The organism is Novipirellula rosea (assembly GCF_039541335.1).
GTDB classification, from domain to species: Bacteria; Planctomycetota; Planctomycetia; order Pirellulales; family Pirellulaceae; genus Novipirellula; species Novipirellula rosea.
Genome location: NZ_BAABGA010000107.1, coordinates 156,275 through 180,804, shown reverse-complemented (window position 1 = coordinate 180,804; position 24,530 = coordinate 156,275). Strand labels below are relative to the sequence as shown.

General features: G+C 53.4%; 28 protein-coding genes and 1 pseudogene. 15 read left to right on the top strand and 14 right to left on the bottom strand.

Going from position 1 to position 24,530, the window contains the following annotated elements; genetic code table 11:
- Window positions 1–3 precede the first annotated feature (3 nt).
- The 4 genes from ABD971_RS30980 to ABD971_RS30965 form a co-directional block, all read right to left on the bottom strand.
- Entirely contained in the window at window positions 4–336 is a 333-nt protein-coding gene (locus tag ABD971_RS30980) for a hypothetical protein (protein ID WP_345327547.1), read from the bottom strand.
- Window positions 337–1,210: 874 nt separating this feature from the next.
- The gene (locus ABD971_RS30975; RefSeq protein ID WP_345327546.1) at window positions 1,211–2,179 is read right to left on the bottom strand and encodes a transporter; all 969 of its coding nucleotides are present in this window, start codon (window positions 2,177–2,179) and stop codon (window positions 1,211–1,213) included.
- A 266-nt stretch (window positions 2,180–2,445) separates the two neighbouring features.
- Window positions 2,446–2,844: a metal-dependent transcriptional regulator gene (locus ABD971_RS30970; protein ID WP_345327545.1), complete on the bottom strand. Its 399-nt coding sequence runs from the start codon at window positions 2,842–2,844 to the stop codon at window positions 2,446–2,448.
- Window positions 2,841–3,134, bottom strand: a complete 294-nt coding sequence (locus tag ABD971_RS30965; protein WP_345327544.1) for a metal ABC transporter solute-binding protein, Zn/Mn family — start codon at window positions 3,132–3,134, stop codon at window positions 2,841–2,843. Before ABD971_RS30965 ends, ABD971_RS30970 begins: the two co-directional genes overlap by 4 nt.
- Before the next feature lie 221 nt (window positions 3,135–3,355).
- On the opposite strand from ABD971_RS30965, the gene mntR reads away from it, so the two are divergent.
- Entirely contained in the window at window positions 3,356–3,769 is a 414-nt protein-coding gene (gene mntR, locus ABD971_RS30960) for a manganese-binding transcriptional regulator MntR (RefSeq protein WP_345327543.1), read from the top strand.
- A 134-nt stretch (window positions 3,770–3,903) separates the two neighbouring features.
- Window positions 3,904–4,122 (top strand): hypothetical protein, encoded by a 219-nt coding sequence (locus ABD971_RS30955; protein ID WP_345327542.1) that lies wholly within the window; start codon window positions 3,904–3,906, stop codon window positions 4,120–4,122.
- Window positions 4,123–4,429: 307 nt separating this feature from the next.
- Here ABD971_RS30955 and ABD971_RS30950 read toward each other — a convergent pair whose 3' ends face one another.
- Window positions 4,430–5,179 (bottom strand): hypothetical protein, encoded by a 750-nt coding sequence (locus ABD971_RS30950; RefSeq protein WP_345327541.1) that lies wholly within the window; start codon window positions 5,177–5,179, stop codon window positions 4,430–4,432.
- Between the two features lie 435 nt (window positions 5,180–5,614).
- Window positions 5,615–6,511: a coiled-coil domain-containing protein gene (locus ABD971_RS30945; RefSeq protein WP_345327540.1), complete on the bottom strand. Its 897-nt coding sequence runs from the start codon at window positions 6,509–6,511 to the stop codon at window positions 5,615–5,617.
- Between the two features lie 213 nt (window positions 6,512–6,724).
- On the opposite strand from ABD971_RS30945, the gene ABD971_RS30940 reads away from it, so the two are divergent.
- The gene (locus ABD971_RS30940; protein ID WP_345327539.1) at window positions 6,725–7,285 is read left to right on the top strand and encodes a hypothetical protein; all 561 of its coding nucleotides are present in this window, start codon (window positions 6,725–6,727) and stop codon (window positions 7,283–7,285) included.
- Between the two features lie 395 nt (window positions 7,286–7,680).
- Here ABD971_RS30940 and ABD971_RS30935 read toward each other — a convergent pair whose 3' ends face one another.
- The gene (locus tag ABD971_RS30935) at window positions 7,681–7,860 is read right to left on the bottom strand and encodes a hypothetical protein (protein ID WP_345327538.1); all 180 of its coding nucleotides are present in this window, start codon (window positions 7,858–7,860) and stop codon (window positions 7,681–7,683) included.
- A gap of 569 nt (window positions 7,861–8,429) precedes the next feature.
- On the opposite strand from ABD971_RS30935, the gene ABD971_RS30930 reads away from it, so the two are divergent.
- The 6 genes from ABD971_RS30930 to ABD971_RS30905 all read left to right on the top strand — a co-directional run bounded on the left by ABD971_RS30930 (window position 8,430) and on the right by ABD971_RS30905 (window position 10,511).
- Window positions 8,430–8,942 (top strand): hypothetical protein, encoded by a 513-nt coding sequence (locus ABD971_RS30930; protein WP_345327537.1) that lies wholly within the window; start codon window positions 8,430–8,432, stop codon window positions 8,940–8,942.
- Window positions 8,943–9,117: 175 nt separating this feature from the next.
- Complete coding sequence (locus tag ABD971_RS30925; RefSeq protein ID WP_345327536.1) at window positions 9,118–9,267, top strand: NAD-dependent epimerase/dehydratase family protein; 150 nt, start codon at window positions 9,118–9,120, stop codon at window positions 9,265–9,267.
- 68 nt (window positions 9,268–9,335) lie between these two features.
- Window positions 9,336–9,680 carry an NAD-dependent epimerase/dehydratase family protein gene (locus tag ABD971_RS30920; RefSeq protein ID WP_345327701.1) on the top strand — a complete coding sequence of 115 codons (345 nt, stop codon included), beginning with the start codon at window positions 9,336–9,338 and terminating at the stop codon, window positions 9,678–9,680.
- Window positions 9,681–9,704: 24 nt separating this feature from the next.
- Complete coding sequence (locus ABD971_RS30915) at window positions 9,705–9,926, top strand: hypothetical protein (RefSeq protein WP_345327535.1); 222 nt, start codon at window positions 9,705–9,707, stop codon at window positions 9,924–9,926.
- 57 nt (window positions 9,927–9,983) lie between these two features.
- On the top strand, window positions 9,984–10,220 hold the full coding sequence (locus ABD971_RS30910; RefSeq protein WP_345327534.1) for a hypothetical protein: 237 nt from the start codon (window positions 9,984–9,986) through the stop codon (window positions 10,218–10,220).
- A 21-nt stretch (window positions 10,221–10,241) separates the two neighbouring features.
- The gene (locus tag ABD971_RS30905) at window positions 10,242–10,511 is read left to right on the top strand and encodes a hypothetical protein (protein WP_345327533.1); all 270 of its coding nucleotides are present in this window, start codon (window positions 10,242–10,244) and stop codon (window positions 10,509–10,511) included.
- A gap of 302 nt (window positions 10,512–10,813) precedes the next feature.
- On the opposite strand, the gene ABD971_RS30900 is transcribed toward ABD971_RS30905, so the two are convergent.
- Window positions 10,814–11,278 (bottom strand): hypothetical protein, encoded by a 465-nt coding sequence (locus ABD971_RS30900; protein WP_345327532.1) that lies wholly within the window; start codon window positions 11,276–11,278, stop codon window positions 10,814–10,816.
- A gap of 266 nt (window positions 11,279–11,544) precedes the next feature.
- Here ABD971_RS30900 and ABD971_RS30895 point away from each other — a divergent pair, with 266 nt between their 5' ends.
- Genes ABD971_RS30895 through ABD971_RS30885 form a run of 3 tightly spaced genes read left to right on the top strand, consistent with a single transcriptional unit; the run spans window position 11,545 to window position 18,477 of the window.
- Complete coding sequence (locus tag ABD971_RS30895; RefSeq protein ID WP_345327531.1) at window positions 11,545–13,995, top strand: efflux RND transporter periplasmic adaptor subunit; 2,451 nt, start codon at window positions 11,545–11,547, stop codon at window positions 13,993–13,995.
- Between the two features lie 52 nt (window positions 13,996–14,047).
- On the top strand, window positions 14,048–14,620 hold the full coding sequence (locus ABD971_RS30890) for a hypothetical protein (protein WP_345327530.1): 573 nt from the start codon (window positions 14,048–14,050) through the stop codon (window positions 14,618–14,620).
- An 8-nt stretch (window positions 14,621–14,628) separates the two neighbouring features.
- The gene (locus ABD971_RS30885; RefSeq protein WP_425571397.1) at window positions 14,629–18,477 is read left to right on the top strand and encodes an efflux RND transporter permease subunit; all 3,849 of its coding nucleotides are present in this window, start codon (window positions 14,629–14,631) and stop codon (window positions 18,475–18,477) included.
- A 136-nt stretch (window positions 18,478–18,613) separates the two neighbouring features.
- On the opposite strand, the gene ABD971_RS30880 is transcribed toward ABD971_RS30885, so the two are convergent.
- The 4 genes from ABD971_RS30880 to ABD971_RS30865 all read right to left on the bottom strand — a co-directional run bounded on the left by ABD971_RS30880 (window position 18,614) and on the right by ABD971_RS30865 (window position 21,296).
- Window positions 18,614–18,898: a hypothetical protein gene (locus ABD971_RS30880; RefSeq protein ID WP_345327529.1), complete on the bottom strand. Its 285-nt coding sequence runs from the start codon at window positions 18,896–18,898 to the stop codon at window positions 18,614–18,616.
- A 57-nt stretch (window positions 18,899–18,955) separates the two neighbouring features.
- A complete protein-coding gene (locus ABD971_RS30875) occupies window positions 18,956–19,504 on the bottom strand; it encodes a SulP family inorganic anion transporter (protein WP_345327528.1) in 549 nt (182 codons plus the stop codon).
- Between the two features lie 898 nt (window positions 19,505–20,402).
- Entirely contained in the window at window positions 20,403–20,807 is a 405-nt protein-coding gene (locus tag ABD971_RS30870) for a hypothetical protein (RefSeq protein WP_345327527.1), read from the bottom strand.
- Window positions 20,808–20,936: 129 nt separating this feature from the next.
- Window positions 20,937–21,296: a hypothetical protein gene (locus tag ABD971_RS30865; protein ID WP_345327526.1), complete on the bottom strand. Its 360-nt coding sequence runs from the start codon at window positions 21,294–21,296 to the stop codon at window positions 20,937–20,939.
- Window positions 21,297–21,573: 277 nt separating this feature from the next.
- On the opposite strand from ABD971_RS30865, the gene ABD971_RS30860 reads away from it, so the two are divergent.
- Entirely contained in the window at window positions 21,574–22,173 is a 600-nt protein-coding gene (locus ABD971_RS30860) for a hypothetical protein (RefSeq protein ID WP_345327525.1), read from the top strand.
- Between the two features lie 239 nt (window positions 22,174–22,412).
- Here the strand turns inward: ABD971_RS30860 and ABD971_RS30855 are convergent, their stop codons facing one another.
- Both ABD971_RS30855 and ABD971_RS30850 read right to left on the bottom strand, forming a co-directional pair.
- Window positions 22,413–23,423 carry a DUF1559 family PulG-like putative transporter gene (locus ABD971_RS30855; protein ID WP_345327524.1) on the bottom strand — a complete coding sequence of 337 codons (1,011 nt, stop codon included), beginning with the start codon at window positions 23,421–23,423 and terminating at the stop codon, window positions 22,413–22,415.
- Window positions 23,424–23,498: 75 nt separating this feature from the next.
- Window positions 23,499–23,636, bottom strand: coding sequence for a hypothetical protein (locus ABD971_RS30850; protein ID WP_345327523.1), 138 nt, complete (start codon window positions 23,634–23,636; stop codon window positions 23,499–23,501).
- A 26-nt stretch (window positions 23,637–23,662) separates the two neighbouring features.
- Here ABD971_RS30850 and ABD971_RS30845 point away from each other — a divergent pair, with 26 nt between their 5' ends.
- Window positions 23,663–24,031: a response regulator gene (locus tag ABD971_RS30845; RefSeq protein WP_345327522.1), complete on the top strand. Its 369-nt coding sequence runs from the start codon at window positions 23,663–23,665 to the stop codon at window positions 24,029–24,031.
- A 6-nt stretch (window positions 24,032–24,037) separates the two neighbouring features.
- Window positions 24,038–24,526, top strand: a pseudogene (locus ABD971_RS30840) (sigma 54-interacting transcriptional regulator).
- Window positions 24,527–24,530: the final 4 nt, after the last annotated feature.

The following is a 24,530-nucleotide window of genomic DNA, read 5'->3' as shown; positions in this document are numbered from 1 at the left end:
ATTTTAGTGATCCCAGTGACCGCTGCGATGCACGTCGTAGTGTCCCGGTTGAACGTGCAAGTGATTGCCGTGCCGAGAGATTTGTGGACCGTGGTAATCAAGGTGGGTGGTGTTGTGGAACGTCGGCTGTTGCCATCCGTAATTGGGGGAAAACGACTGTTGAACTCCGTGTGCCCAGTGTGTTTGCGTTACCGGCTGATAAACGTGCCCACTATGGAAACTGCTGTGACCATGTCCCCATCCATGACCATGCTGTGCCTGGGCTTCGCTACCAAGGGCGAATGTGAAGGCAACGGCAAGTGCGATGACTGGAAGGTAAATTTTCTTGTTCAACATGACTGAATCCTATGTGTTGAGTTGCGGGCTCTGTCTTGAAGGGACAGTTGACGGGAAACTTCATGTGAAACATCGCATGCGCCATGCCAAACACTGTTAACAGCAGTTTTCCCGTGTATAACCACATTTGAACGTTTTGAAGCAAGGCCCATCCGGTATCTAATTGAATACGCCGTGTGATCGAAGGGATATCAGATAGCGACTCGGAAGTGATTTTCGGTCGTAAAAGTGACTGGCACTGACAGCGTTTAGTGAATTCGGGACTCTAATCTTGCAGATTCTTTATTCGCGAGTCTTCGCGCAAGCCTTTCACAACAGTATTTACACTTCTGGAACTGTTGTCGCCGTTTCCTTAACTAGTCTGGCCTGGCATCTCAGCGGTTGCTTCGAGGATTCGACGGCGACACAGCTCGCCCACGATTGCGTTGGTGGGAACTCAAAGCGAACTGACTCTTGATTCCAGCTCGATGAACCAAAGTCTCGGAATTGCTGATCCAGAGATGCGCGACTTCGATCGACTAGGCTTAGTTGGTCGACGGTAAAGATGCGCCGCGCGACTTGGATTCGCGACGCTTAGTTCGGCAATTTCGATTGTTTGGAAGATAGCAAAACTTGCGTGCGAACTGGTCATTACCGTTTGCAATCGCGCGGACGAAAATTGCCCCGCGTTTCTGATGAAAGCAAAGTTGGTCTACCTCGGCTTAGACGATACCCCAATGCTTGCCAAGGAAGCGAAAGAAGCCCTCGATCAATACCGACGGTCTGTGACGAGATTTGTGATTTCGTAAAAGACAAACTTGCGAGTCTTTCGCTTTGGTGGCTCGATGTTCAAAACGCCCCCTTTCCCTTGGTTCGTTCGATCCACAATTTCCAACTAGCGAAATCGAATTACCAGCCCTGAACCGACGAAGTAGTCGTCGGCAGCGTCGTTGAGTCCTTTGCCACCGCGAATGTCCCACTGGACATCGTTGGAGATGGAATAGGCTAAGCCGCCGTTGAAATAATGCTTGACCCGATCGGTGTCCGCACCGCTGGGGTAAAAGCCATAGTATTCGGTGTAACCGCCCAGGCGTTCGGCAAGTGAATAACCAACCGTCCACGACTGTGCCCACTGCGTGTAAGCGTTCGAGGTTCCGCCGTCGATCGAACGATTGAACTGCGTGCTTCCGGCCGTTGAGAAGAAATCGTTGATATCCCAACCGTACAACCAATTGAGTCCTGGTAAGGCTTCGCCGTCGGTCCTGCCGGCGCCGCCGGTGGGGACAGTCATCTGAGGGATTATCGCCATCTCCGGACGCAAGCCTTCTTGCGGGGTTAACCCGATCTTGAATCCGAGATACAAGTCGTCCGCTCCCGATGTACTGACTCCGTTTGCATCTTCGTTGCCGTAATTCCATGCCAAACGAAACTCGAGCCAATTCGCCAACACGCCATATCGGAACAGCGTTTCGGGATACGAGTGCCCGACAGCCCGATCGGTGCCGTTATCGTCGAACGTGTAAGTGTAACCCGTTTCTAATTGCAGGATGCCAAGCCCGACAACGCTGCTGGCTTCGGTGAAGTCGGGGCGGTCGCTAACGAGCGGTTCATCCGGTTGAGCTAGCTCGCCCGCCGACGGATCAGCACTCCAGCGAAACAGCGATCCGACCGTGCCGCGCTGACAAGCTCGATTCGCTCGGCACTGATCGGCGAACGAATCGCAAGAAGATTCGCCACAGGAGGTGTAAGCTGCCGGCGCGATCGACTCAGCCCAATCTTGTCCGTAGGAATTTTGTGCAGACGCACAGCTTGCCATCAGCACCCACGCGAACATCCGTTGCTTGAAGCTTCCAGTGAGTCTCATTCCATCATTCCTTTGAAAAGTGTGGCACCGTGGTGCTCACCGTGCGATCAGCTTAATTTTCCGGAGACCGCCCAAGTACATTACACGGCGGAGACCGCCGTGCGCCACTGGTAGATTCGATCCGATTGGCGGTTTCGTTCTACCAAGACCGTCAAAACAGTCAAATTTTGGCGTATTTGCATCGTTTTGGCATCACTACAACCGGCAACATCCAATTTAGCCAAAGCTAACATTAGGATGCAATCAGTGTGTCGAGCTGATCCGGTTCACATTGGAGACCAACTTGCCACTATGGGATTGCCTAGTTGCGAGTCAATACAGTCGATCAAGTGATTGGATGCGGCGGGTTCCAACTGCCATGCCTCCTCGCTGGCGGATTCGATGGATAAGTGCAGAGTTTGTACGATAAACAACTCCAACAATTGTCGCCTTCTCATCACCACAAGCAATCGACGACGTCCTGCTTCGGTCAAGGTCGAACCCGCGTAGGGCTGTAGATCGACCAGACCGCTTTCGGCGAGGGTCCGCAGAAAGCTGCTAGCCGTTCCGTTGGCCACACCAATCATCGCAGCCACTTTTCCGGTTGTTGCACGATCCGTATCTCGGCACAGCAGTTCGACGGCCAACAAGTAGTCTTCGATGCGAGTTTTTCGCTGGTTGCTCATGGGCCGGAGTAATAGATCATGTCCGCGATGATCATCGTTTGTACATCGTCACGGGTGGCTATGTAGAGGTGAGGATCGACGCCCGAACCACAAACCTGGGTCACCGTGACTCGATCGCCACCGAATTGGCGAACCACGTCCGCGACCATGCCGACCGTCGCCGCAACATTGATCGGGATTGGGACGTCTTGACTAGCGGCGGCGCCGGCAGTTCCCGAGTCTTGACGCGAGTTCGAACAACCCGCTAGGCCAACAAGGAACAACAGCCATAGACTAACAGATCGACTCATCACAAAATTTTTCCTCGTTAGACAGGAGCAGAAACCGAAACTTAGCGCCGGCTAACTACGAGGAGTTTAGCAACGGCTAAGTTGCGTTGCAAGTGGACAGTGGCGAGAAATCACTCGATCGCTAGAATGTGGATCGGTAGTGCTCCACCGAGTACACGCGAAGCAATATTTCGATTCTTGACTAAGCAATCCACGTTAAGGGACCAACGTGCCACACTATCATGACCAACCAAGTTTACCGACGCACCCGACAAGATCACTCCAGCGAAATGGCAGAGGACTATGTGGAGGCGATTGCCGACGCGATCGCCGAACGCGGAGCCTGCCGCGCGGTCGATTTAGTTTCGCACTTTGACGTCACCCATGCGACGGTCAACAACACCGTCGCAAGGCTAAAACGCGACGGTTTGGCTTCGACCGAACCGTATGGCCCGATCGAATTGACTCCGGCCGGTCGCCGACTAGCCAACAAATGCCGCGACCGCCACCAGACCGTCCAAGCATTCTTACTCAAGTTGGGCGTCAGCGAAACCATCGCCGCCCTGGACGCCGAGGGCATGGAACACCACGCGAGTAAAGAAACACTCGCAGCGATGCGTCGCGTTCTTAAACATGGTTGGCCAAAAGAAAAATAGCGACTGTGCATGAATGGAAGCTGGAACACTCACCGAGGGTGTCTGACGATCGGGCCGTCGACGAATCCGAACCTCTATGGATCGCCATCGCAGTGGAAAAGTTCAGCTAACATCCGCTGGCGAAAGAAGGTGTAGTGTTTAATGCGATTGCTCAGCCTGCTCCCAACGATGGCCATCTGGGAGTGGCTAGCACCAAGTCAAAGACTATCTTTGAAACGACCTTGGCGTTGGAGCAGCAACATTGGCCCTGTTGTCTTGAGTGGAAAGCTCGTTCGGCTAGTGGAGCCGGTGACGGCCGTTGGTGCCGCAGTCTTAGCGAAGACACACGGCTGGGAATTGACGTCGATGATTAATCACAGCAATGTCTCGATTCCGCTATGTCACAACAGAATCGTGCGTCTCATGTCAGACATGCCAGACAAGCATCGCGTGCGTCATTCGGTCATATTACACGAAACAAATAACAACTTTGGTTTTAATCTTCCCTGGTGAGACTATCTACTTCGGCCTTACGTTGCGCAGCCGCAAAATGGCCACCAGCAGATATCGATCGCAGTCAAGGAACTTCGCGACGAACACCAAGCCGAATGCCTAACAGGAATGTTGCAAATGCCGTTTTGCGCAAACAGCAAACCTAAACTGAAATCGCAGTCAACTGAATCAGCCAACATCGACAGATGAACTGACGATCGATGTTAGGCTCGGTGGTGGCCCGTCCATTCGGATGGGATCATCATTCGTTGGTGCGTCGCTGGGTGGAGTTTGGCGGTTGCTCGGTGGATTGAAGCGGGGAGGTTGGGGGACTAAGTTGCGGTTAGGTAGAGTCGGAACCGTCATCGGTTGGCGATCGGGTGAGGCGAAAGTGTTGCCTCGGTTTTGGAGACTCTGACTCGCTGGGCCGTGTGAGTGGCCTTCGTGACCGTGAGAGTGGTCGCCGTGGTCGTGGCTATCGTGAGCGACACCTGAATGATCATGCCCGTCGTGAGACAGCTCGTTTAAGCCTGGCGATCGCCCGTAGGCGTAATCATCCTGTTGGTTTTGCGATGGCATAGGCGCATAATGCTGACCGAATCCGTTCGCGGCTTGGGGGCAGTAGCCTGAATCGGGGCAGTAGTAATCGCCCGCCAGCGAATCGACATACGCTGGTTCATCGTGGACAGGAGCAGCGTACACATAGGCGGGCGGATGATTTGGGTAGGTCAAATAGTCTGTGGCGTGATAGCCACCGTGGTAATCATTGTGATAGCCGTGCCCGCCATGATGCGGCCCGTGATCGTAATGAGCGTGGTGCTGATGCGATTCATGACCGTAGCCATAATGCCCATACCCGTAATGCTGAGCTGATGCCGAGCTTGCCGTCAGAGCGAAGCCGACAACAAGGAGTCCGATAGTAGGGATGATTCGGTTCATTTAGACTGGCTCGCTTGAAAGTTGTTTGGGACGGACGACTTCGACCTCTTAACGCAAACGCAAGTGGCGTGCCGCTGGATACTACTCCAAGAAAACACGTGATTTACAGAGTTTCCAAAAAATCGCGATATCTGGTGCGAAGAACGAGCGGTGTCGAAATGACGGCGCAATGTCAACACTTTGACGACATCCTCCAAGGCAAGTGTTGCACTGAATTACCAATGGTCAAGGACGATAGATGGGTACGAAACTGAAAGGTTCAGTGTCAACGCTGCCGCCGCTTTTGCTGTTTTTCGTTTCCGGGGCAACCACGCTGGTTTGCAAAATCTCTTGGACACGTCAAATCGGGCTATTGTTCGGGCACAAGGTTCGTGGGGACAGCGGTTCGGCTGTTCGCGGAACAGTTTTAGTTCGGCAAGCACAACTCAGAGTGTGCTACTTCTTGGTCGTTGATTTGACCTCCGTTGACTTGACTCCCAATTGACGCAGGCGAGCCTCGCCGCGTGCGATAGCTGCACGAGCGACAGCCTCGATCTGTCTTGCGTTGTCTAATTTACTTTTCTCCGCCGCCGCGTGAACGACTGTCGATTTTAACTCACGCTTATCGGCAAGTGCCTCTTTCGATGCGTCGATCACATCTTGTTTGGCCGCGATCCAATCGCTGTCCTTCGCAAAGAGCTTTTCCCGCAGTTGCCTAACACGTGCTGCGGCGGACGCCAGCTTTTGCTCGGTAGACTGATATTCCGAATTGGCATCAAGCGTCTTTTGTTGCTCAGCGGTGAGCTTGGAAAGATCAAACAAACCCTCGTTCAAACTGGTCGCCCCTGAATGTTCAGGAAGGCCTAGCATTTGATGAATCACGAGGTGCATTGCTTCCTTGAGCCGGTCCATATTCGCCATCGCTACCTTCAGCTCGGACTCCGGTAATTGCTCGGCAAGGATGTCTTCTTCGATGCCGCGCATGTCCTTCATCGCTTTCGGAACATCGAGACGTTCGGCTTCGATTTCCGAATGAATCGAAGCGAGCTTTTCCATCGCCTGCTCCGCCTCCTTTTGAGTCATCGCCGTTTTTGATTCAATCGAACTCAACACCTTTCTAGCATCGGCGATCTGGTTCTGGATGCTCCGAATCATCCGCGTCTTTTGAGCCTGAATGGCTGCGGCATTGTGTCGACCGCGACTAGAATTCTTGCGTCGCGTCCCCGCGTCTGCGTCAACGGCAAAGACGACAACACACATCGTCATCACGAGTGCAAACACTGCGAATGTGCCAAGACCTCGAGAGGCCCGTGCGTGACATCCGAACCGAATAACAGACAGGAACAGGATCATTTTTGTCGAATCCAAAAGCGGTTTGCTCAACTCTACAATGCAATTGTCGCGTTGGACCAGCCACGTCCGCGACAGTGCCAACTCCGTAGTTTAATTTTTGGGGTTGCGTTCGACCAGTCATTTCTCGCAAGGAAAATTCTTTTTCAGATTAGTGCCAATTCTCGCTCACATTTCGCTTTTTCTTTCGCTTGGACTACTAACCGAGTCTCAAAAATGTCAAACACCCTTTCGCAAAAAGAAAAACAATGTTGTCCATTACGAAGAAATTGGTTCCAGCACTGGCAATTGCAGCGGCATTCTCTCTTGGCCTTGGTAGCCAAGCGCAGGCGCAACACGGTCACGGCTTCAGTTCGGGCCACGCCCATGGTGGCTTCAATGGTGGACATAGCTACTCTGGAAGTGTTCATTTGCACCACACTCCAAGCTACTCAGCGCACTACCCAAGCCAAAGCTATTACACTCCCCAGTACTTACCGACATACCACAACACGACGCACCTCGACTATCATGCGCCGCAAGCGACCCAACACGGAAATCATTTCCATTACCAACAGGGTCACTATGACGTCCATCAGTCTGGCCATTGGCACAACTGATCCTGGCTACTGCATGGTTGGCGGCCGCGAATTCCAAATCGCCGTGCCGAGCGATAACCTTGCATTGCGATTGGTGCGGCAGGCGTGTTTCGAGCTATTGGTACGGAGTTTGCCAGAGTCTAAGCTGAACCCACTCGTCAAAACGTTAGTTGTAACCTTCAATGTCCGTCACGTCTGAATAAACACAGAAAACGAACTATGCCCGACCTTTTCGGTCCAATCGTCGACGTTCTGTTGTTTTCACTGCTACCGAGCCGGAAGCATCGCGTGACGAACCGATCCAAATGGATGCTCCACCGCCATCACTTTCAACAGACGTATAGTCCATTAAGCATGATTGAAATCATCAGCCGCATTGTGCTAGCGAACGGCTCTCAGACAGTCAGCGCGTCTAGAACCGTCTGCTAAGCACATCGGCTGATAAATGACGAGGTTTCAGGCAAAGCCTAGCGAGAGGCGGATGCTCCGATATCAATGACAACAACCGTCTTTGCAGTCACCGCCCGCATCGGCGACGCGGTCTGAAGGACTGACAATCGGCGGCAGCAGTGTCCGCCCATCATTCGCTGTCGTTTAATAGGACTGCTCGTACGTTTGGTTGGTAGCCGCTTGGTCTATGTAAGTCTGGTATTCGGCAGTCTCCTGCGGCTTCTTAGCTCGCCACGGCAAGCTTGCACAGCCGACACTGGAGCCCAGCATTGCAGCCGCCACAAGTAGCCATGCGTTGCGGGTTGATTGATGGGTGATTCTCATTTCGCATTCCTTGTCGTTGGGTAGTTAGGACAGTGACGGTCCGTGGACCATGAACTCTTGCGGTTAAGCGGCTTTTGATTTCATTGACAATGACCGGCTGGTCCTCTGGGGACTCATTATCGGTCGCAATCTCAATTGCTTGCGCCTGTTCGCTCCTGCCCTATCGCTAGTGATTATGCCCGGCGTGGCTTCCACCACCACCTCCTGCGGTCGAGGCACATCCTATGGACGTCACGACGGCCAATGCGGCCACCAACATCAAACTGAAAAGTAACTTAGTCATGATCGAGAATCCTTTCTCAAGAGTTTGAAACATTTAGCTACAAGGTGATTCACACCGAAGCGGAGGTCGGCTGAGTCCACCATTTAAAACGCTGCACCAATTGCGCAGTCGAGGTGGACCACTTTCGGAAGCTTTTGTGGTCGAACCGCAGGACAAAATACCCAGGCTGGGTATGGCATTTGCGGTTGCAACCATCAACGAGAAGCGTGTCACATTCATTGCTTTTCAATCACAGTCCGCGTAGACACGCGGAATTCCGTTTCCTCCCATGAACAAGTTAGATGCCATGAATACTAAAACCACTTTTCGATCGCGGCTCAGTGTCGGTGCAGGTGTCGGAATCGTTCTCGTTGCGCTGCTTGCGGTCTCGCGGCAGTCGCCCGTGCAGGCGCAAGACGACTCCAAAGCAAGCGGCCAGAACGACAAGATGTCGATGGAATGCCCCATGATGACTGGCCTGAAAGGAATCAAGTTGACCGCTGACAGCCCACCGCTGCTGATGGCTAGAGCGGAAGAGTTGGAATTGACAGACGAACAACAACAGAAACTAAAAGCGATTGCCCAGGAAGCTCAGCGTCAAGCTACGGAAGTGTTAACCGCGGATCAGCGGTCAATGATCGGCGAGTCGTCTGGCAAGGCGATGTCAATGATGGAGATCGCGATGATGAGATCCAAGAAGATGGACGGTGGTGAATCCGACATGATGTGTCCAATGTGCAAGCAGAAGATGGAAGGCATGATGAAGGGAAAAATGATGAAAAAGATGAAGCAGCCGAGTCGCTCGTCGGACACACAGTAGCCCTGTCGAGTCGTTCGTCACCGCCACTTCGTCGCTAAATGTTCTGCGACGAAGTGGTGGTCGGTGTGTTCAATAGTTCGTCTATCGTCCTTGAGTTGCCACAAGCCTGGGCGGACGCATCGTGGTGGGCAAACGGTTCGTCGAAGCGCGTTTTACTTCTATTTGGATCAATTGCATGAAACCTGAGAAACGAGTTGTCTTAATCACGGGAAGCAGCGGGCGGCTTGGATCGGCGACGGTAAAGCGGCTTGCAGAGCGTTATCAGGTAATCGGCTTTGACCGTGCAGGCGATCCTCATCCGCCGGCGGAGGCGGAGTGTATCTGAGTCGACATCACGAGCGAGGAGAGCATCGACGCGGGGATGCATCGCGTTCGTGAAGGGTATGGGACAAAATCGCGTCGGTCGTACACTATGCTGCGTATTACAACTTTTCGGGAGATCCGAGTCCGAAGTATGACGAAGTCACGGTTCGCGGCACGGAGCGATTGCTCCATGCATTGCGTGATTTTGAAGTGGACCAGTTCATCTTCTCCAGCACGATGTTGGTTCATGCTCCCTGCGAGCCGGGCGAGCGAATCGATGAAGACTGGCCGCTTGTTCCCAAGTGGGACTACCCCAAGTCGAAAGTCGCTACCGAGCAGGTCATTTTTGAGAATCGGGGTGCGATCAAGTCTGTCAATTTCAGAATTGCTGGCGTCTACGACGACGAGTGCCATTCGATTCCTTTAGCAAATTAAATCGAGCGGAGCTACGAACGGAAGTTGACAAGTCGAGTCTATCCGGGAGATCCATCCCGCGGTCAAACATTCGTTCATTTAGACGACGTCGTCGACGCCGTCTACCGATGCATCGACCGTCGCACGCAATTACCAGATGAATCAGTGTTTCTTATCGGAGAACCGAAAACGCTTGGCTACGCGGAAACGCTTGGCTACGCGGAATTGCAATCAGAATTCGGCCGGTTGATTTACGATGAGCCTTGAGAAACAACCGTCATCCCGAAGTTGGTCGCCAAGGCGGGTGCGTGGTTTCAAGATCACATGCCGTTCGCGGAGGAGCCGTTCATCAAGCTGTGGATGGTTGACTTGGCTGATGATCACTATGAGATGGACATCACCCGTGCGGTCGATGCACTGGGCTGGCATCCTAGCCGTTCATTGCGTGAAACGCTGCCCGCGATGGTTGCCGCGCTGCGGCGTGATACTTCGACTTGGTATCGCGACAACGGTCTCACACCGCCGTCTTGGGTAGAAAACGAAACGACCTCGCAGGCTTAGAACACAAGGAGGAACCCACCGATGACTCAAGAAGACAGTACAACCGATCATGACCACTCGTCGATGGCGAATCGTGGTGTGACTCGACAAGCGATGAATATGGAATCCGACGGCGGGATGATGTCCGATCAGGACCGAGGAGACATGCAAACGGAGCATCATGCTCAGACGGCATGGGTCTGGTGGACACTCATCCTGCTGGGCGTTTGGACGATGGTAGCTCCGTATTCGTTTGGATACGCCAGCAACCCAATCTCACCTGCGGCGGTTCATTGTTTAGGCGGATACTGAAAACTCGATCATTGAAACTACAAGGAGAACAGAATGAAACACTTAAGACGAAGACGAGGTGGAACGGGCGTTGGTGTCATCGCGGGGATTGTGGGAACGTTTTTGCTTATAGCATTGGTCCTCGGAGTCATGATGATGGTGATGGGACGCTGTCCAGTATGTGGAAACATGATGCAATGACCTTTCGAAAGAATGATAAATGAACAGAGAACGAACCAACTCGGCGTGGATGATATCGTTACCTAAGTTTGCCCAACGCGAGCCTGCCAGCGAATAGCAAGAGAACGTTGGATCGTTGCCAGTTATTCGTGTTTCAATATTTTCCAACTGAAAAGTGTTGAAGCAATTGGGATAAGCGTCATTTGCAATAGGGGCGTCAGTCCGACACCGATGATCGGAAGCACCGGCATCGAAGCGTAAACCCAACGGTTAACAACGTGGACTGCCCACAATTCAAAGCTGACCGCGAGTAGTGCGCCTACGATCACTTGTATGATCCAGGTTCCGGGATGCGAGTAGGAAGTTGAATCCGAAAGCCACCACAGATCCTTGTGAATGATCACGACTGTTAAAAACAGCGTCAGCATGAACAACATGTCTCCCGTAGCAGTTGCTTTGAAGCACATCCAGAAAGTGCTCAGGAAGGGTGCGTCGCCTGACTCGAATAATGGCATCTGCATGACCTCCCAGATCAGATGCAGAATGAACGCGCTGGCAAAGTAAACGGCCAATGGAATCAGTCGGTTACTCGTGGGTGAGTGGGGCATGTGTGTGTCCGAAAGTCAGATCGTTCTAGAGCTCAAGGTTAATCACTTCTGAAAAACGAGTACTTCATGCGCGCCGTAAGCGCATTTCGCTCCCAGTCAGTATACGCCGTGAGGGTATGGTGCATTTTTTGCTACAATACTAAGTAAAGGCGACAATGCGGAGATTACAACCGATTTTACCTTTCCTCGCGCTGCCCCCTTTGCGGCGATGGCTGATATCTTCGTTTTCTGCGCAGTCCCCCGAATGCTCCGACAAGGCCGAATTCATGATCAAGCCCTCCGATAAATCGAACGATTCCACATCGACGGACGATCAAGAATCGGTTCACCGTCCGAAAAGTCGAATCATTGTTCCAGGTGAATCGGATTCACAAAATGCAACGACGACTAGCGAACCGGTCGCTGGAAGTGGTGCCCCCTCGACCGATAAGTCTGCACCGCCGAGTCCCAAAGCGCCACGTGGTTTGAAATGGCGAACTTTGGGTTTGATCGTTATCGGAGTGTTGGTCGTCTTCGCGATCGGAACGCATTGGGGGCAATCCATCGTTTCCGGCTCACGCCACGCATGGCGGTCGATCACGGGTGCTAAGGCATCCGACGGCGAGGCAGCCGTCAGCACAGATGGGACACAATACTGGACATGCGGAATGCATCCTTGGGTGATCTTACCCGAGCCTGGTTTATGTCCAATATGCCATATGGATCTGACGCCACTCGATCCCGCCAAGCTGACCGGGGAAATCGTAATTGACCCTGTCGTGGTACAAAACATTGGCGTGCGGCTGACTCCCGTCACGACCGGTCCTTTAACCAAGGAGATTCGGACCGTCGGAACCATCACTTATGACGAGACAGCGACCAAGGATGTCAACACAAAAATTAGCGGCTGGATCGAACAGTTGGACGTTGACGAGACCGGTGTCCAAGTCAAGCAGGGCGAGCCACTGTTTGAACTCTACTCACCTGAGTTGTATCAGGCTCAAGAGGAATACTTGGTCGCCCTCAATTCCCGTAGTCAGCTCAGCCGTAACCTGCTCGATGACTCGCGGACGAAGCTAGAGTTTTTCGACATCGGCCCGGATCAGATCAAGGAACTGGAGAAACGCGGCAAAGCAAAACGCACGCTTACCGTCACTAGTCCGCATACGGGGATCGTGATCGACAAGAACGCGAAGGAAGGAATGAAAATCGAACCTGGAATGCGAGTCTATCAAATCGCGGATCTTTCCAAGGTGTGGGTGATGGCGACGCTGTATGAATACCAATTGCCCTACGTCAAAGTCGGTCAACCCGTTGTGATGACGTTGGAATACCTACCCAATGAAACGTTTGAAGGGAAAGTCGCCTACATCTATCCGTATCTGCAAAAGGAATCGCGACAGGTAAAAGTCCGCATTGAGTTTGCGAATCCCGATGGCGTGCTCAAACCGGGGATGTTTGCGACGTTACAACTTGCCAACACACTTGATCAGCAGGCGGTGTTGGCTCCTCGCGAAGCGATCATCGCGACCGGCACGCGCAAAGTCGCATTCGTTAGCTTGGGTGCGGGCAAGTTTGAACCTCGCAACGTCGAAACCGGCATCGAGACTCAGAAGGGGCTGATCGAAATTCGCAGTGGATTGAAACCTGGTGAAGAGGTGGTCGTCAGCGGTCAGTTTTTATTAGACAGTGAAAGCAAGATGCGTTCGGCCTTGGCCAAAATGGTGCGTGGCGACATGGCGTCTGATCAGATTCCCGGCGGAAGCACTGCTGTGAAGACCGCTTCAACGATTCGGGTCCCCAACGCAGTTACTACGCAGCTAAGCCGATTGCTAAATGGCTACTTTGCCATTGGCGACTCGTTAGCCGCCAACAGTCTTAAAAGCCTAACCGCCTCGACGACGGAGATCTCCAACAGTCTCGCCGCCATGGTGGATGTGCCGCTGACCGAAGCGCCCGACTTCTGGAACAAATCATCCGAGACCGTCGCAATCCGAGCCAAAGCGGAGCAGTTGGCTCAGGCCACTGATCTGGAAGCGGCGCGAGTGATCTATGCCAGCCTGAGTCAACCGATGGCGGAACTGGTCAAACAAATCGGTGTGCCCAACTCGTTTGGCCAACCAATCGAGGCCATGACTTGTCCGATGTATCCGCCGAAGGTCGGAGGTGCGGTATGGCTTCAGCCAACCGGAAGCGCACGCAATCCCTATATGGGCCTGGAAATGCTTCGTTGCGTCGGCGACCGAACCACATTACCGGTTGCCAATACGGATTCACCGTCGAGCGATCAGGCGAAACTAACCGATGCGGTGCAGAGCAAAGTCGACGCACTGGCGGTGGCATATCTGGAGCTGCAGCGATTGCTATTCGAGAATCAAACGAAGGGAGCTCAAGCAAGCTTGGAACGAATTCGCCAAACCGCGACGGAGTTGCAAGACGTCGAAGATGAAGCGTTACGATCCGCCGCTGCGAATGTCGCCAAAGAGGCTGCGACACCGCCTGCGGGTCTACCGGCAATGCGAGCCGCCTACAAGAGTCTATCGGCGGCGATGATTACACTGGTCTCGCGAGTTGCGCCAAGTTCCAAAGCAGTCCCCGAACTTCGCGAAGCGACCTGCCCGATGGTCGACGCAAGCTGGTTGCAGACGTCGGCAACAGTCCAGAACCCGTACTATGGCCAAGGCGACGCAATGGCCGACTGCGGAACCGTGGAAAAAGTGTTTACGACCAACCGCTGATTGTTCGCTTTACCCTGAAGTTATTTTTACCTTGAATCGGAGATGAATGATGATGTCGAAATGGTTTGTGAAAATCGCCGTAAATGAATTCTTGCCATTGGCGCTGTTGGCGTTGATGCTGGCGGGGTGTCAAACCGACGAGAACGTCGCTGGATTGAATGAGTCGCCTCCATCGACCACTGCCGCGAACGCCTCGGCGGCTGAGAACACGTCAGACGTGGACGCGTTAGTCAAGTCGTATCTGGACCTGCGTAAGACGCTGGCCGAAGACAAATCCGACGGCATTGCCGTGAAGGTTGCCGCTATCGGCGAGAAGGCGAAACCGCTGTTCAATTCCGACAATGCCGATGTTGAGCGGGTTGCCAAGGCAATTGCAACAAGTGCGGAGCCGAAACCTGAAGATTTGGTCGCAGCGAGAAAAGCGTATCAGTCAATTTCCGCATCCATGATCGAGTTGGTAAAGATCGCTTCACCGTCGAATCAAGCCGTCAGCGAACTTTATGTGGCGTACTGCCCCATGGTAAAAGCAAGTTGGCTGCAAACGACCGAGGAAATTGAAAATCCATACATGGGACAAAAGATGCTGTCTTGCGGAGAGATCAAAGAGGAGATTCCGACGGAGTAGTTGCCGTCGTGATTTCCTCGAACTCGTCTTTCATTCCGCAACTCGATCGTTCCTATATGCTGCCAAGTTCCGACCCCAACGCTAATAACAATTCCGTCATCGGGCGACTGATCGGTTGGTGCATTGACAATCGCCCTATGGTGCTGTTGTTGAGCGTGTTCGTGATTGTCGGTGGTGTTTGGGCAGCGACCAACATCACGGTCGATGCGATCCCCGATCTGTCGGATGTTCAGGTAATTATCCGCACTGAATTTCCAGGTCAAGCACCGGAGATCATCGAGCAACAGGTGACCTACCCGCTGACCACGACCATGCTGGCTGTGCCCGGTGCGAAGGTGGTTCGTGGCTACAGTATGTTTGGCACCAGTTTCGTGTACATCATCTTTGAAGATGGCACGGATTTGTACTGGGCGCGAAGTCGTGTGCTGGAGCAACTCAACTTTGTGTCGGGATCGCTTCCCGATTCGGTCAGTCCCCAACTTGGCCCCGATGCGACGGGTGTCGGCTGGGTCTACGAATATGCCTTGGTGACCGGCGACTACTGCCCCGACCATCCGAACGGACTGTGGCACGATGTGACCGAAGACAAATGGTACGCTGATCTGAAACAGGTTCCTGAAGAGAGCCGGGAGCGACTCGAACATCGTCGAACATTCTCTGGCCGACGAGCCGTCTACGTCGACATGCAAGGGAATCGCTTCGATCGATTGGAGGATGCGCCGAAGGAAATTCGCGGGCGACTCGCCCCGCTGGTCATCGATGAACCACGCACGGTTTGTCCGCTCGATGGCAAGCCGCTCGTTGCCAGCAGCACCGACTTGGCTCAACTGCGAAGCCTGCAAGACTGGTATCTGCGATATGAGTTGACGGCGCTCGAAGGTGTCAGCGAGATCGCGTCGGTGGGCGGTTTTGTAAAGCAGTATCAAGTCGTCGTTGACCCGGTGAAGCTACTCGCTTACGACATGCCCCTGGAACGAGTCAGCCGCGCGATCCGAGAATCCAACCGGGATGTGGGCGGACGATTGGTGGAGATGAGCGAGACGGAATACATGGTTCGCGGTCTCGGCTATCTAGGTACACCGACCACCGACTCCGACGAGAGAAGTCCAACCGAGTTAGTATTGGATCAACTTCGCCAGACCGCACTGGGTGCGACTGCCGAAGGTTCGCCGATCTATCTGCGCGACGTTGCTGATATTCGGATTGGTCCTGAGATTCGCCGTGGCATTGCCGAATGGAACGGCGAAGGCGAAACCGTTGGTGCGATCGTGGTGACGCGGTTCGGCGAGAATGCGCGCGACACGATCGCCCGCGTCAAAGACAAACTGTCGGAATTGGAAACGGGACTGCCTCCGGGTGTGGAAATTGAAGTTGGCTACGATCGTTCAGACCTGATCCAGCGAGCGACCGAGACGTTGACCGGGACTTTGATCGAAGAAATGGTGGTCGTCTCGTTGGTGATGGTTCTGTTTCTATTGCACGCTCGCAGCGCCTTGGTCGCCGCGTTCGTGTTGCCCACCGGAGTGCTCGCAAGTTTGGGCGTGATGTATCTATTTGGCATCAATGCCAACATCATGAGTTTGGGGGGAATTGCGATCGCGGTCGGCGTGATGGTCGATAGTTCCGTGATCATGGTCGAGAACGCGCACAAGCATTTGGAACGCGAGAAGGAACGGATCGCTGCGGGAGAAGAACCCCGATCGCAAGCGGCCGTGATCGCGGACGCGGCAATCGAGGTCGGACCGAGCCTGTTTTTTAGCCTGCTCATTATCACGGTCAGCTTCGTCCCCGTGTTTGCCTTGGGCGAGCAATCCGGACGATTGTTTCGCCCGCTGGCCTATACCAAGACGTTCTCGATGGCGATGGCCGCGATCATTGCCGTGACGATCATTCCGGTTTTAATGGTCTACTTGTTGACCGAGCGAGTTGTTCCCAAATCGGTTTCGTGGTGGAAACGCATGGCGGTTTATGTGACGGTCATCGGCATCCCGGCACTTGCCTTCGCGTTCATGCCGCTGCCGATGCTCGGCGACTATCGGACATGGCTGGTCGGCGGCTGGATCGTACTGGCCAGCTTGTGCATCCTGCCCCAGCAAATCATGTCGGAAGAACGCAATCCGTTCAGTCGAATACTGGAGCGAATGTACGATCCATTGTTCGCGATCGCAATGCACTTTCGCTGGCTCGCGCTAATGTTAGCGGTCTGTTTGGTTGGCATCACCTACTGGCCACTTAGCCAATTAGGCAGCGAATTCATGCCACCGTTGGAAGAGGGCGACCTCCTCTACATGCCGACGACGATCGAGCCGGGATTGAGCGTGACCAAGGCCAAGGAAGTGCTGCAACAGACCGACAAACTTCTGATGCGGTTTCCTGAAGTGGAAAAGGTGTTTGGAAAGATCGGTCGCGCCGAGACGGCCACCGATCCCGCGCCGCTGAACATGATCGAAACAATCGTGACCCTACATCGCGATAAGTCGCATTGGCGGCAAGTCCCGATCCAGCATTTTTACAGCGATTGGCCGGACTGGCTTCAGTGGTTTCCCCGACAGTTCCTCGCGGACTTTCGACCGATCACCAGCAATGAACTTGTCTACGGGTTCAAATTGCCCGGTGGTCGATCCTTTCAAGGTATGAATGAAGTCTTACAGATACCCGGTTTGGCCAATTCTTGGACAATGCCGATTAAGACACGGATCGACATGCTTTCGACGGGTATCAAGACGCCTGTTGGCATCAAGGTTATGGGGCCTGATCTGACGACGCTTTCAAGACTCAGCAATCAAATCTCTCAGGTCGTGCGTTCAGCGGAAGGGACGGGTGAGTACACGACCAGTGCGTTTGCCGAGAAGAGCGTCGGCGGAAACTATATGGACATCAAGATCGACCGCGAGGAGATCGCCCGCTATGGACTGCGGATCGCTCAGGTGCAAGACGTGATCATGAGTGCCTTGGGTGGAATGAATGTTACCAGCACGGTGGAAGGACTGGAGCGGTATCCCGTCAATTTGCGTTACCCGTCCGAACTACGTGATAACATCCCGGCGCTAGAGCAAACGTTGGTAGCGACGCCATCGGGTGCCCAGGTTCCGCTGGCTCAACTAGCGCGAATCGAGACGGTTCAGGGACCACCGATGATCAAAAGCGAAAACGCGCGGTTGACCAGTTGGGTGTTCGTCGACATCGCGGGCATCGACGTAGGGACTTATGTGCAGAGCGCGCAAAAAGCGATTGCCGAGCAAGTAGACCTGCCCGAGGGATACAGCATTGTTTGGTCGGGGCAGTTTGAATACATGCAGCAGGCCCGTCAAAGACTGTCAATCATGATCCCGTTGACCGGCGTGATCATCGTGGTGTTGTTGTACATGGCGACGGGCAGTTGGTTGCGAGTGGGGATCGTCCTATTAGCGATTCCGTTTAGCTTGGTCGGTGCGATTTGGTTGCTCTATTTCCTCGACTACGATCTCTCGCTGGCAGTCGGCGTGGGCTTGATCGCGCTTGCCGGTTTGGATGCGGAAACCGGTTTGGTGATGCTGCTGTATTTAGATAACAGCTTTGAGAGATTCCGTAGCGAAGGTCGAATGCGAAACAATAATGATCTCTGGTACGCGATTCACGACGGAGCGGTGAAGCGTATTCGCCCCAAGACGATGACGGTTGTAACGACTTTCATCGGCTTGGTACCCTTGATGTGGGCCACTGGTGCTGGTGCGGACACGATGCGTCGCCTTGCCGCCCCCATGATCGGCGGATTGGCTACCAGCTTTATAATGGAGTTGCTGATCTACCCCGTGATCTTCTTCATCGCGAAACAAATCGCGATGCGTCACGTATTTGCTCAATCGGCTACGGATTGATTTCGAGGTTAAGTCCAATCTGCTGCTCGCTGAGGTTCCACTCCAATGTGAGTCAAATACCGCGAATTGTGTCAAACTAGCAACGCGAGAATGTCGTTCAGATCCCCATGTCAGGGATGTCTGCATTGGCCACAGCCTAGTGGCAGCAAGCGTCCTGGCAACTTTCATCGCTTGGCGACGCGGGTGCGAGGTCCGCGGGGCTGACCCGCGACGAACTTGACAACCGGACAGGTGGCTCAAGGCCAGTTGGTGGGGCTTTGTAGTCAATATTCGCCACCGACTGTTCGACGTAGTCTTGATAGCTGGTATCCATGGGGGCCGGCTTGTTTCGCCAGGGCAGCGAACCGCAGCCGACACTCGACACAATCAAGATCAGGCCAGCAATATAGTTGAAGTGGCGGCTAAATTGAGAAACTTTCATTTTTGATATCCTTATCAGTGGTGAATGGAGCGGTTCGCGATAATTTGTAGTAAATCGTTAAGCGGCTTTGCGGTACGCCGCGATGGAATGAATCGGAGTCTCGTCAACTTGAACCCGGTCAGATTCGAGGGCTGCCGTCCTAAAGCCAGCATGCAGGGGCCCCCAATCGACAATTAAACTCCCACCGGAATGTCGGTGTTGTTCAGCCCACGCCATCATCGACTCGATGCACGTCTGGTCGATATAAGACAGCGCGGTCATGTCAACATGTACGTCGCTGGCAACTGGTAGCCGGTTGAAGGTCTTGGTCAGCAGTGGCAACTGCAGAATTGTCGCTGCGCCACACAACTGAACGAGGCAATAGCGGTCTTCGCCATGTACCAGCAGAACGTCAAGTCGTGAGCGTTCGAAAAGCAATATGCACGCCAACAGCAACGTTCCAATTGTCAGTCCCGCCGCAGTAGAAATAATCAAAGCGATCACCATGCCGGTGCAGAACGAGAGCGTGGTCAAGAACATGCCAGTTGACGTGTGGGAATATTTCCACGGGGGCCGAGCCAGCGGCGTCCAATCTTTTTGTCGATGGGACAGATTCGCGTTTTTCATTGATGCAAACATCCTTCGCTCCGAATTTGAAATGCCCGAAAAAGAACACAAATAAAGAGACCAACCGGCCGCCAACAATCCGTTGCTTCGAAACACACGGCGTCCTGACCGCCAACGATCAGCTGGTCCTCTGGGGATTCGTGATCGGCGCGATCTCTAATGATAACGTCCTCTCATTTAATGCCCTATCGCTAGTGATTATGCCCGGCGTGGCTTCCACCACCACCTCCTGCGGTCGAGGCACATCCTATGGACGTCACGACGGCTAATGCGGCTACCAACATCAAACTGAAAAGTAACTTAGTCATGATCGAGAATCCTTTCTCAAGAGTTTGAAACATTTAGCTACAAGGTGATTCACACCGAAGCGGAGGTCGCCCTTGAGTGCGGCTAACAGCGGCGCAGCACAAAGTCCAACGACCTTTTTGAAAGCTGCAAATATGAATAAACCTCAACCAATCTGGATGGGCTCAACACTAAATGACATCTAACGAAAGCCTTGATGACGTTCGCGATAGAATGCTCAGAGAGCGGCGTTTAAATGAGAAAACGCGAGAGGGTTGCACAGCGTTGCTGCGCGGTTGTGGCATGCAAAATTGGCGAATCGCCGATCCGCGAGAAGCGGATTTGCAACTGTGGCGAATGAGGCAATCTGGTCACTACTGCGATTACTCGCTCAGCCGTTTGCTGAGGTACCGTTCGATTGCTGTCGATCGTTGCGTGACCATTTCGCTCGTCACATTGGCACTGACACGGACAGTGATCGGTGCAATGACAAACGAGCAGGTCGATCCCACATTCACGTTCAGCAACGGTTTCGCAGGGCCGCGAAGGATGACTGTCCTGACAACAGTTCAATTGCTGCGTCATCGCGTTTTCGTTGACCAATGCACAGCATTCACATTGGCTTTCGCCATTGACCGACGTGCAAGGACAAATTCGGACCAATGATGTCGGAATCGCAAACATCGCCATCAACAGCCATATCATGGCTGTCCGTGCGATTCGTTTGAGACACCTTTTCAACATGAATAAGCTTCTTGATGCGTTGTTTGGAACAAGAGTCGATTGAGGGTTGATCGGCAGCTTCGATGATCCGAACCATCTTTTTTCGGCTATGCCACTGAACTACGCAATTGTCAAAGGCTACGTCAAGACTTGAGCGGTCACGTCGCTGTGGGGTTGTGGGGGTGCCGAGTGTGCGCGAAATTTTGTCGACGCCCAATTCTTTTACCGTGAAACATTTGTCGCTGTTGAATAGTTTGCTTCGCATATTTTTCATTTCAACTGAAAATTGTTCCATTGAATTTTTGTTTCAATGGCATGAGTCAGCGGCTTATCGGTCAAGCGATCATGAAGCGGTTTTCCAGGAACGCCAAAGTGAAATGCCACGCGGGCTTAAACCCGCGTGGCTCGACGAAACGGTTTAGGATTAATGATGCTGACGACCAACGCCAATCGCATGGAAGCCTCCGATGTCAACATGCAAGCCGCCGTGCTGTCCGTAGGATTGCGAACGATAGGTGGGTGCGTACCGTTGCTGGTATCGCGGTTGATAGCTCGGTTGATGCGTTTGGCCGTATCCATAGCCGCTGTAGTTCGATGAATAGCCGTAGTTGCCATATGTTTGAACGGGTGCGTGAGCGTAGCCGCCGTTGTGGCCGCCACCGTGATGGCCGCCGGAGTAGGCGTGGTGTCCGCCGTGAAAATAGTCGATAGCGGTGGCATCAGTATTTCCGGCAAAGGCGAACAAGCCTGCTGCGAGAGTGGCAATTGCGAAAATGCGATTCATAGGGTGATGTCCTAACATTCGAGGGGAGGTTCACGGCGAGGGCCGCTGGATCGCCTATTAACGCATTGCATGTGCCAAACCGAAAAACCAATGGTTGACGCCGTTTTGTCAGACGCCGCGCAGTCACATTGACGACCCTGTGTCGCGAATGAGACGACAGGCTGAGAATTGTTGGGAGATTAATTTTCTTTCCCTCCCCCTCGCATGGTCTGTTAGACTGGCTCTTGGTGGGCGATGTGATTGTCCCACTGAAATCCCCCCGCAAGGAGTTAATTTAATGAGTCGTTTCTTCACAGCCGCCGTTGTCGCCATTGCGTTAGCGACCACCGCTCAGGCCCAATGGTTCGTACCGCACACGACCACGCATCAACACAATGTGCCGCACACGACAACACACACCGACTATGTCCAGCATGGCAACCATGTTGATGCAGTGCCTCATACAACGACGCACATCGACAGCGTCCCGCACACAACCACTCACTTCGATCAGGTCACCCCCTATAACAGCTATCCAACTGTGACGCAACCTTATCAGCAACAATACCGCTCAGCTCGTCCGGTGACTCAGGGTACAGTGATTCAAGGGCAGTACCCACAGCAACAATACATCCAGGGTCAGTCGTATCCGCAGCAAGGTCGAATCATCTACCGAAACGGCGTTCGCCAGACTTACACACAACCGTATCAGTCGTACCGACCGTCGTATCAGCAACCGCATCTGCATACGCAAACGCACACAGACTACGTTCCCCACACGCAGACACACATTGATTACCAACAGCACGGCAACCATTTGCACGCAGTCCCTCACACGACCACGCACATCGACGCCGTTCCCCACACGACGACGCATGTTCATGGTGGCCATCACTAGGCTGCAATTCGAGAGGCAAGTGATGCAATGAGGTCCGCCGGAACGGAATCCGGCGTCAAGCGGCCATATGCTGGACGCACTTCTGCGGGTCTCTTCCGTGCAACTGGCACCACCCGACGTGAACAGATGGTTATAGGCCGGATTGCTAGGGGGCAACATGAAATTCTACACGTCCCCAACCAGACGATTCCGGTACGCCGAAATGAGCCTTGAATAAGAATCGGCATTACAAAATTGCTTTACCACTCAGAGGAAATCACCTCGTGACCCGCTCGGGTGCCAATTGAATGCCATGTGTTCCTATTAATCGAATCAGAAATGCTACGGATCGAACCATCCAGCAAGGCAACCTGAACCAGCCCGGTGTGATAACTGCGGGAGGTGATCATCGCATAGGTCGTTTGGCCAACTGCACCGTCTTTGCCTTCTTGCCACGAATTGAAATCCATCTCGTCGTACGTCCGACCGCCCGTCGTGTAGTGAACCTGTGTGTTGGGCGTTAGCGTCGTGGTGAAGCCGGTGTGATGCACGCGACCGTCAGGCCATTCCGTGTGCCCTGTATCTTTGAACTGAGCGCCGCTGGCGACGACGGCTTCGGCTTCGGCCTGAGTGGTTGGCATTGCCGTCATGACCGGCCCACCGTTGCGTGTATAGGGCGTCCAGGCTTTTACTTCGGCAATCAACAGTGTGTTGGATGTTCCATCGAGGCAGTCGCGAAATCCAAGAAATGAATTTGGATAGAACATTCCGTCGCCTCCCTTGCGGGTCGTTGGGGCGTAAACAAACCAACTTCCGAAATTGAATCCATAGCTGGTCGGATACAGCGACGGTCGATTGTCGCTGAAGACTCGAACTTGGTCGGTACCAGGATCGCTCGCACAAGCGAACGTCGGAACCTTGACCTCGTGAATCGAGCTCTGCCCATCCCATGCGATCGACAAATCAACTCGCTCGAACAGATTCGATTGTTCTAGTTGCGGGAGGACTCGACCATGAACGCCCCACGAACCGTTGTTTGCAGTGCTGTTGACGTTCAAATCCAAAACCGCCGACGGCGGCAACTTCCTGAACGCACTTTCATAGTTGTGGCATGCCAACGCAACTTGCTTTAGGTTATTTGAGCATTGCATTCGGCGAGCGGCTTCGCGAGCTGCTTGCACGGCAGGAAGAAGCAGGCTGATGAGCACGCCAATGATCGCGATCACAACCAGCAATTCAATAAGGGTGAATCCATTCCGTTGACTTCGCATCTAGGTTCTTTCGCTGGTTGAGTGTCTTGGTGATAATCAGTCTCGGATCACGGCACAGATCGTGGTCCATCATGCCTATCGCAACGTTTGTGCCAACCGCGTTTTGGGATGCTTTGCCAAGGAAATGCCCACCATTCGCTTCCAGTCGACCTTTGCTTCGACGCTTTTTCCATCGCCAGCGGCGGAAAAGTGTCCTGCGAGAGGATTGTCCAAGGAGTTCGACGCCCACGATCAAGCCAGTGTTGACTTTTGTCGTCGATGACGAACCAAGTATTTGCTGTGCGTTTGAACGAATGCTTTCGGGCGACAGCCGTGAAGTCCTGACCGCATCACCGGTCGAAGAAGGATTGCGGATGGCGGCCGAGCGGAAGCCTGATTTGGTTTTGCTGGACGTTCGCGTTCCGAAGAAAGACGGGATCTCGGCACTACCCAAGTTCATCGAAGCGACTCGCTGCTTCGTCATTATCATGAGTACGTTTGGGGACTTGGAAACGGCAGTTTCAGCGGTGAAGCACGGTGCTTCGGAATACATCATCGAGCCGTTCACGCTCCACAATGCGCAGGTAGTTTGCAGCAACGCCCTCCGAGCAAACGGACAACCAAGATAACCACTTTTGCCGGTTCGAGACGCAGGGACAGGGTCGGTAGCCGAGAACCGGATCATTGATAGATCAGCGGCCATTCAACAGACGTTTCGGCAAATCGCGTTGGTCGCCGGAAGCGATCTGTCCGTGTTGGTCACAGGTGAAACAGGAACCGGCTAAGAATTAGCGACGGTAGCGATTCATCGGCACAGCCATCGGGCATCGTATTCGTAGTTGCCCGTCGCACCAGTGGCTCTGAATCCAGACTCGAGCGAAAGTAAACTGTTCGGACATGCAGCGGGATCATTCACTGGCGCTTTGGCTGACCGAGCAGGCTTGTTCAAGAAAGCGGAAGGCGAGAAAGTCTTGCTCGACGAGATCGGCGACGTGCCTGAACCGCAAACCGCTGGCGTCGCACAACAGTCCAATCCGGAAACGTCTTTTCAAGCCGAATTAATTTGGCTCGGGGAGAACGCTCAGGAACAGGAAACGAATTTGCACGACGCGATACTTCGTTGATCGA

Coding starts and splice junctions, on each gene's coding strand:
- ABD971_RS30865 (WP_345327526.1), bottom strand. CDS start 21,296: ATGAATCGCATTTTCGCAATTGCCACTCTCGCAGCAGGCTTGTTCGCC.
- ABD971_RS30940 (WP_345327539.1), top strand. CDS start 6,725: ATGTCAAACACCCTTTCGCAAAAAGAAAAACAATGTTGTCCATTACGA.
- ABD971_RS30880 (WP_345327529.1), bottom strand. CDS start 18,898: ATGAAAGTTTCTCAATTTAGCCGCCACTTCAACTATATTGCTGGCCTG.
- ABD971_RS30905 (WP_345327533.1), top strand. CDS start 10,242: ATGACTCAAGAAGACAGTACAACCGATCATGACCACTCGTCGATGGCG.
- ABD971_RS30895 (WP_345327531.1), top strand. CDS start 11,545: ATGATCAAGCCCTCCGATAAATCGAACGATTCCACATCGACGGACGAT.
- ABD971_RS30855 (WP_345327524.1), bottom strand. CDS start 23,423: ATGCGAAGTCAACGGAATGGATTCACCCTTATTGAATTGCTGGTTGTG.
- ABD971_RS30900 (WP_345327532.1), bottom strand. CDS start 11,278: ATGCCCCACTCACCCACGAGTAACCGACTGATTCCATTGGCCGTTTAC.
- ABD971_RS30935 (WP_345327538.1), bottom strand. CDS start 7,860: ATGAGAATCACCCATCAATCAACCCGCAACGCATGGCTACTTGTGGCG.
- ABD971_RS30890 (WP_345327530.1), top strand. CDS start 14,048: ATGTCGAAATGGTTTGTGAAAATCGCCGTAAATGAATTCTTGCCATTG.
- ABD971_RS30970 (WP_345327545.1), bottom strand. CDS start 2,844: ATGAGCAACCAGCGAAAAACTCGCATCGAAGACTACTTGTTGGCCGTC.
- ABD971_RS30860 (WP_345327525.1), top strand. CDS start 21,574: ATGAGTCGTTTCTTCACAGCCGCCGTTGTCGCCATTGCGTTAGCGACC.
- ABD971_RS30975 (WP_345327546.1), bottom strand. CDS start 2,179: ATGAGACTCACTGGAAGCTTCAAGCAACGGATGTTCGCGTGGGTGCTG.
- ABD971_RS30980 (WP_345327547.1), bottom strand. CDS start 336: ATGTTGAACAAGAAAATTTACCTTCCAGTCATCGCACTTGCCGTTGCC.
- ABD971_RS30950 (WP_345327541.1), bottom strand. CDS start 5,179: ATGAACCGAATCATCCCTACTATCGGACTCCTTGTTGTCGGCTTCGCT.
- ABD971_RS30870 (WP_345327527.1), bottom strand. CDS start 20,807: ATGGAACAATTTTCAGTTGAAATGAAAAATATGCGAAGCAAACTATTC.
- ABD971_RS30945 (WP_345327540.1), bottom strand. CDS start 6,511: ATGATCCTGTTCCTGTCTGTTATTCGGTTCGGATGTCACGCACGGGCC.
- ABD971_RS30965 (WP_345327544.1), bottom strand. CDS start 3,134: ATGAGTCGATCTGTTAGTCTATGGCTGTTGTTCCTTGTTGGCCTAGCG.
- mntR (WP_345327543.1), top strand. CDS start 3,356: ATGACCAACCAAGTTTACCGACGCACCCGACAAGATCACTCCAGCGAA.
- ABD971_RS30910 (WP_345327534.1), top strand. CDS start 9,984: ATGCCGTTCGCGGAGGAGCCGTTCATCAAGCTGTGGATGGTTGACTTG.
- ABD971_RS30875 (WP_345327528.1), bottom strand. CDS start 19,504: ATGAAAAACGCGAATCTGTCCCATCGACAAAAAGATTGGACGCCGCTG.
- ABD971_RS30925 (WP_345327536.1), top strand. CDS start 9,118: ATGAAACCTGAGAAACGAGTTGTCTTAATCACGGGAAGCAGCGGGCGG.
- ABD971_RS30930 (WP_345327537.1), top strand. CDS start 8,430: ATGAATACTAAAACCACTTTTCGATCGCGGCTCAGTGTCGGTGCAGGT.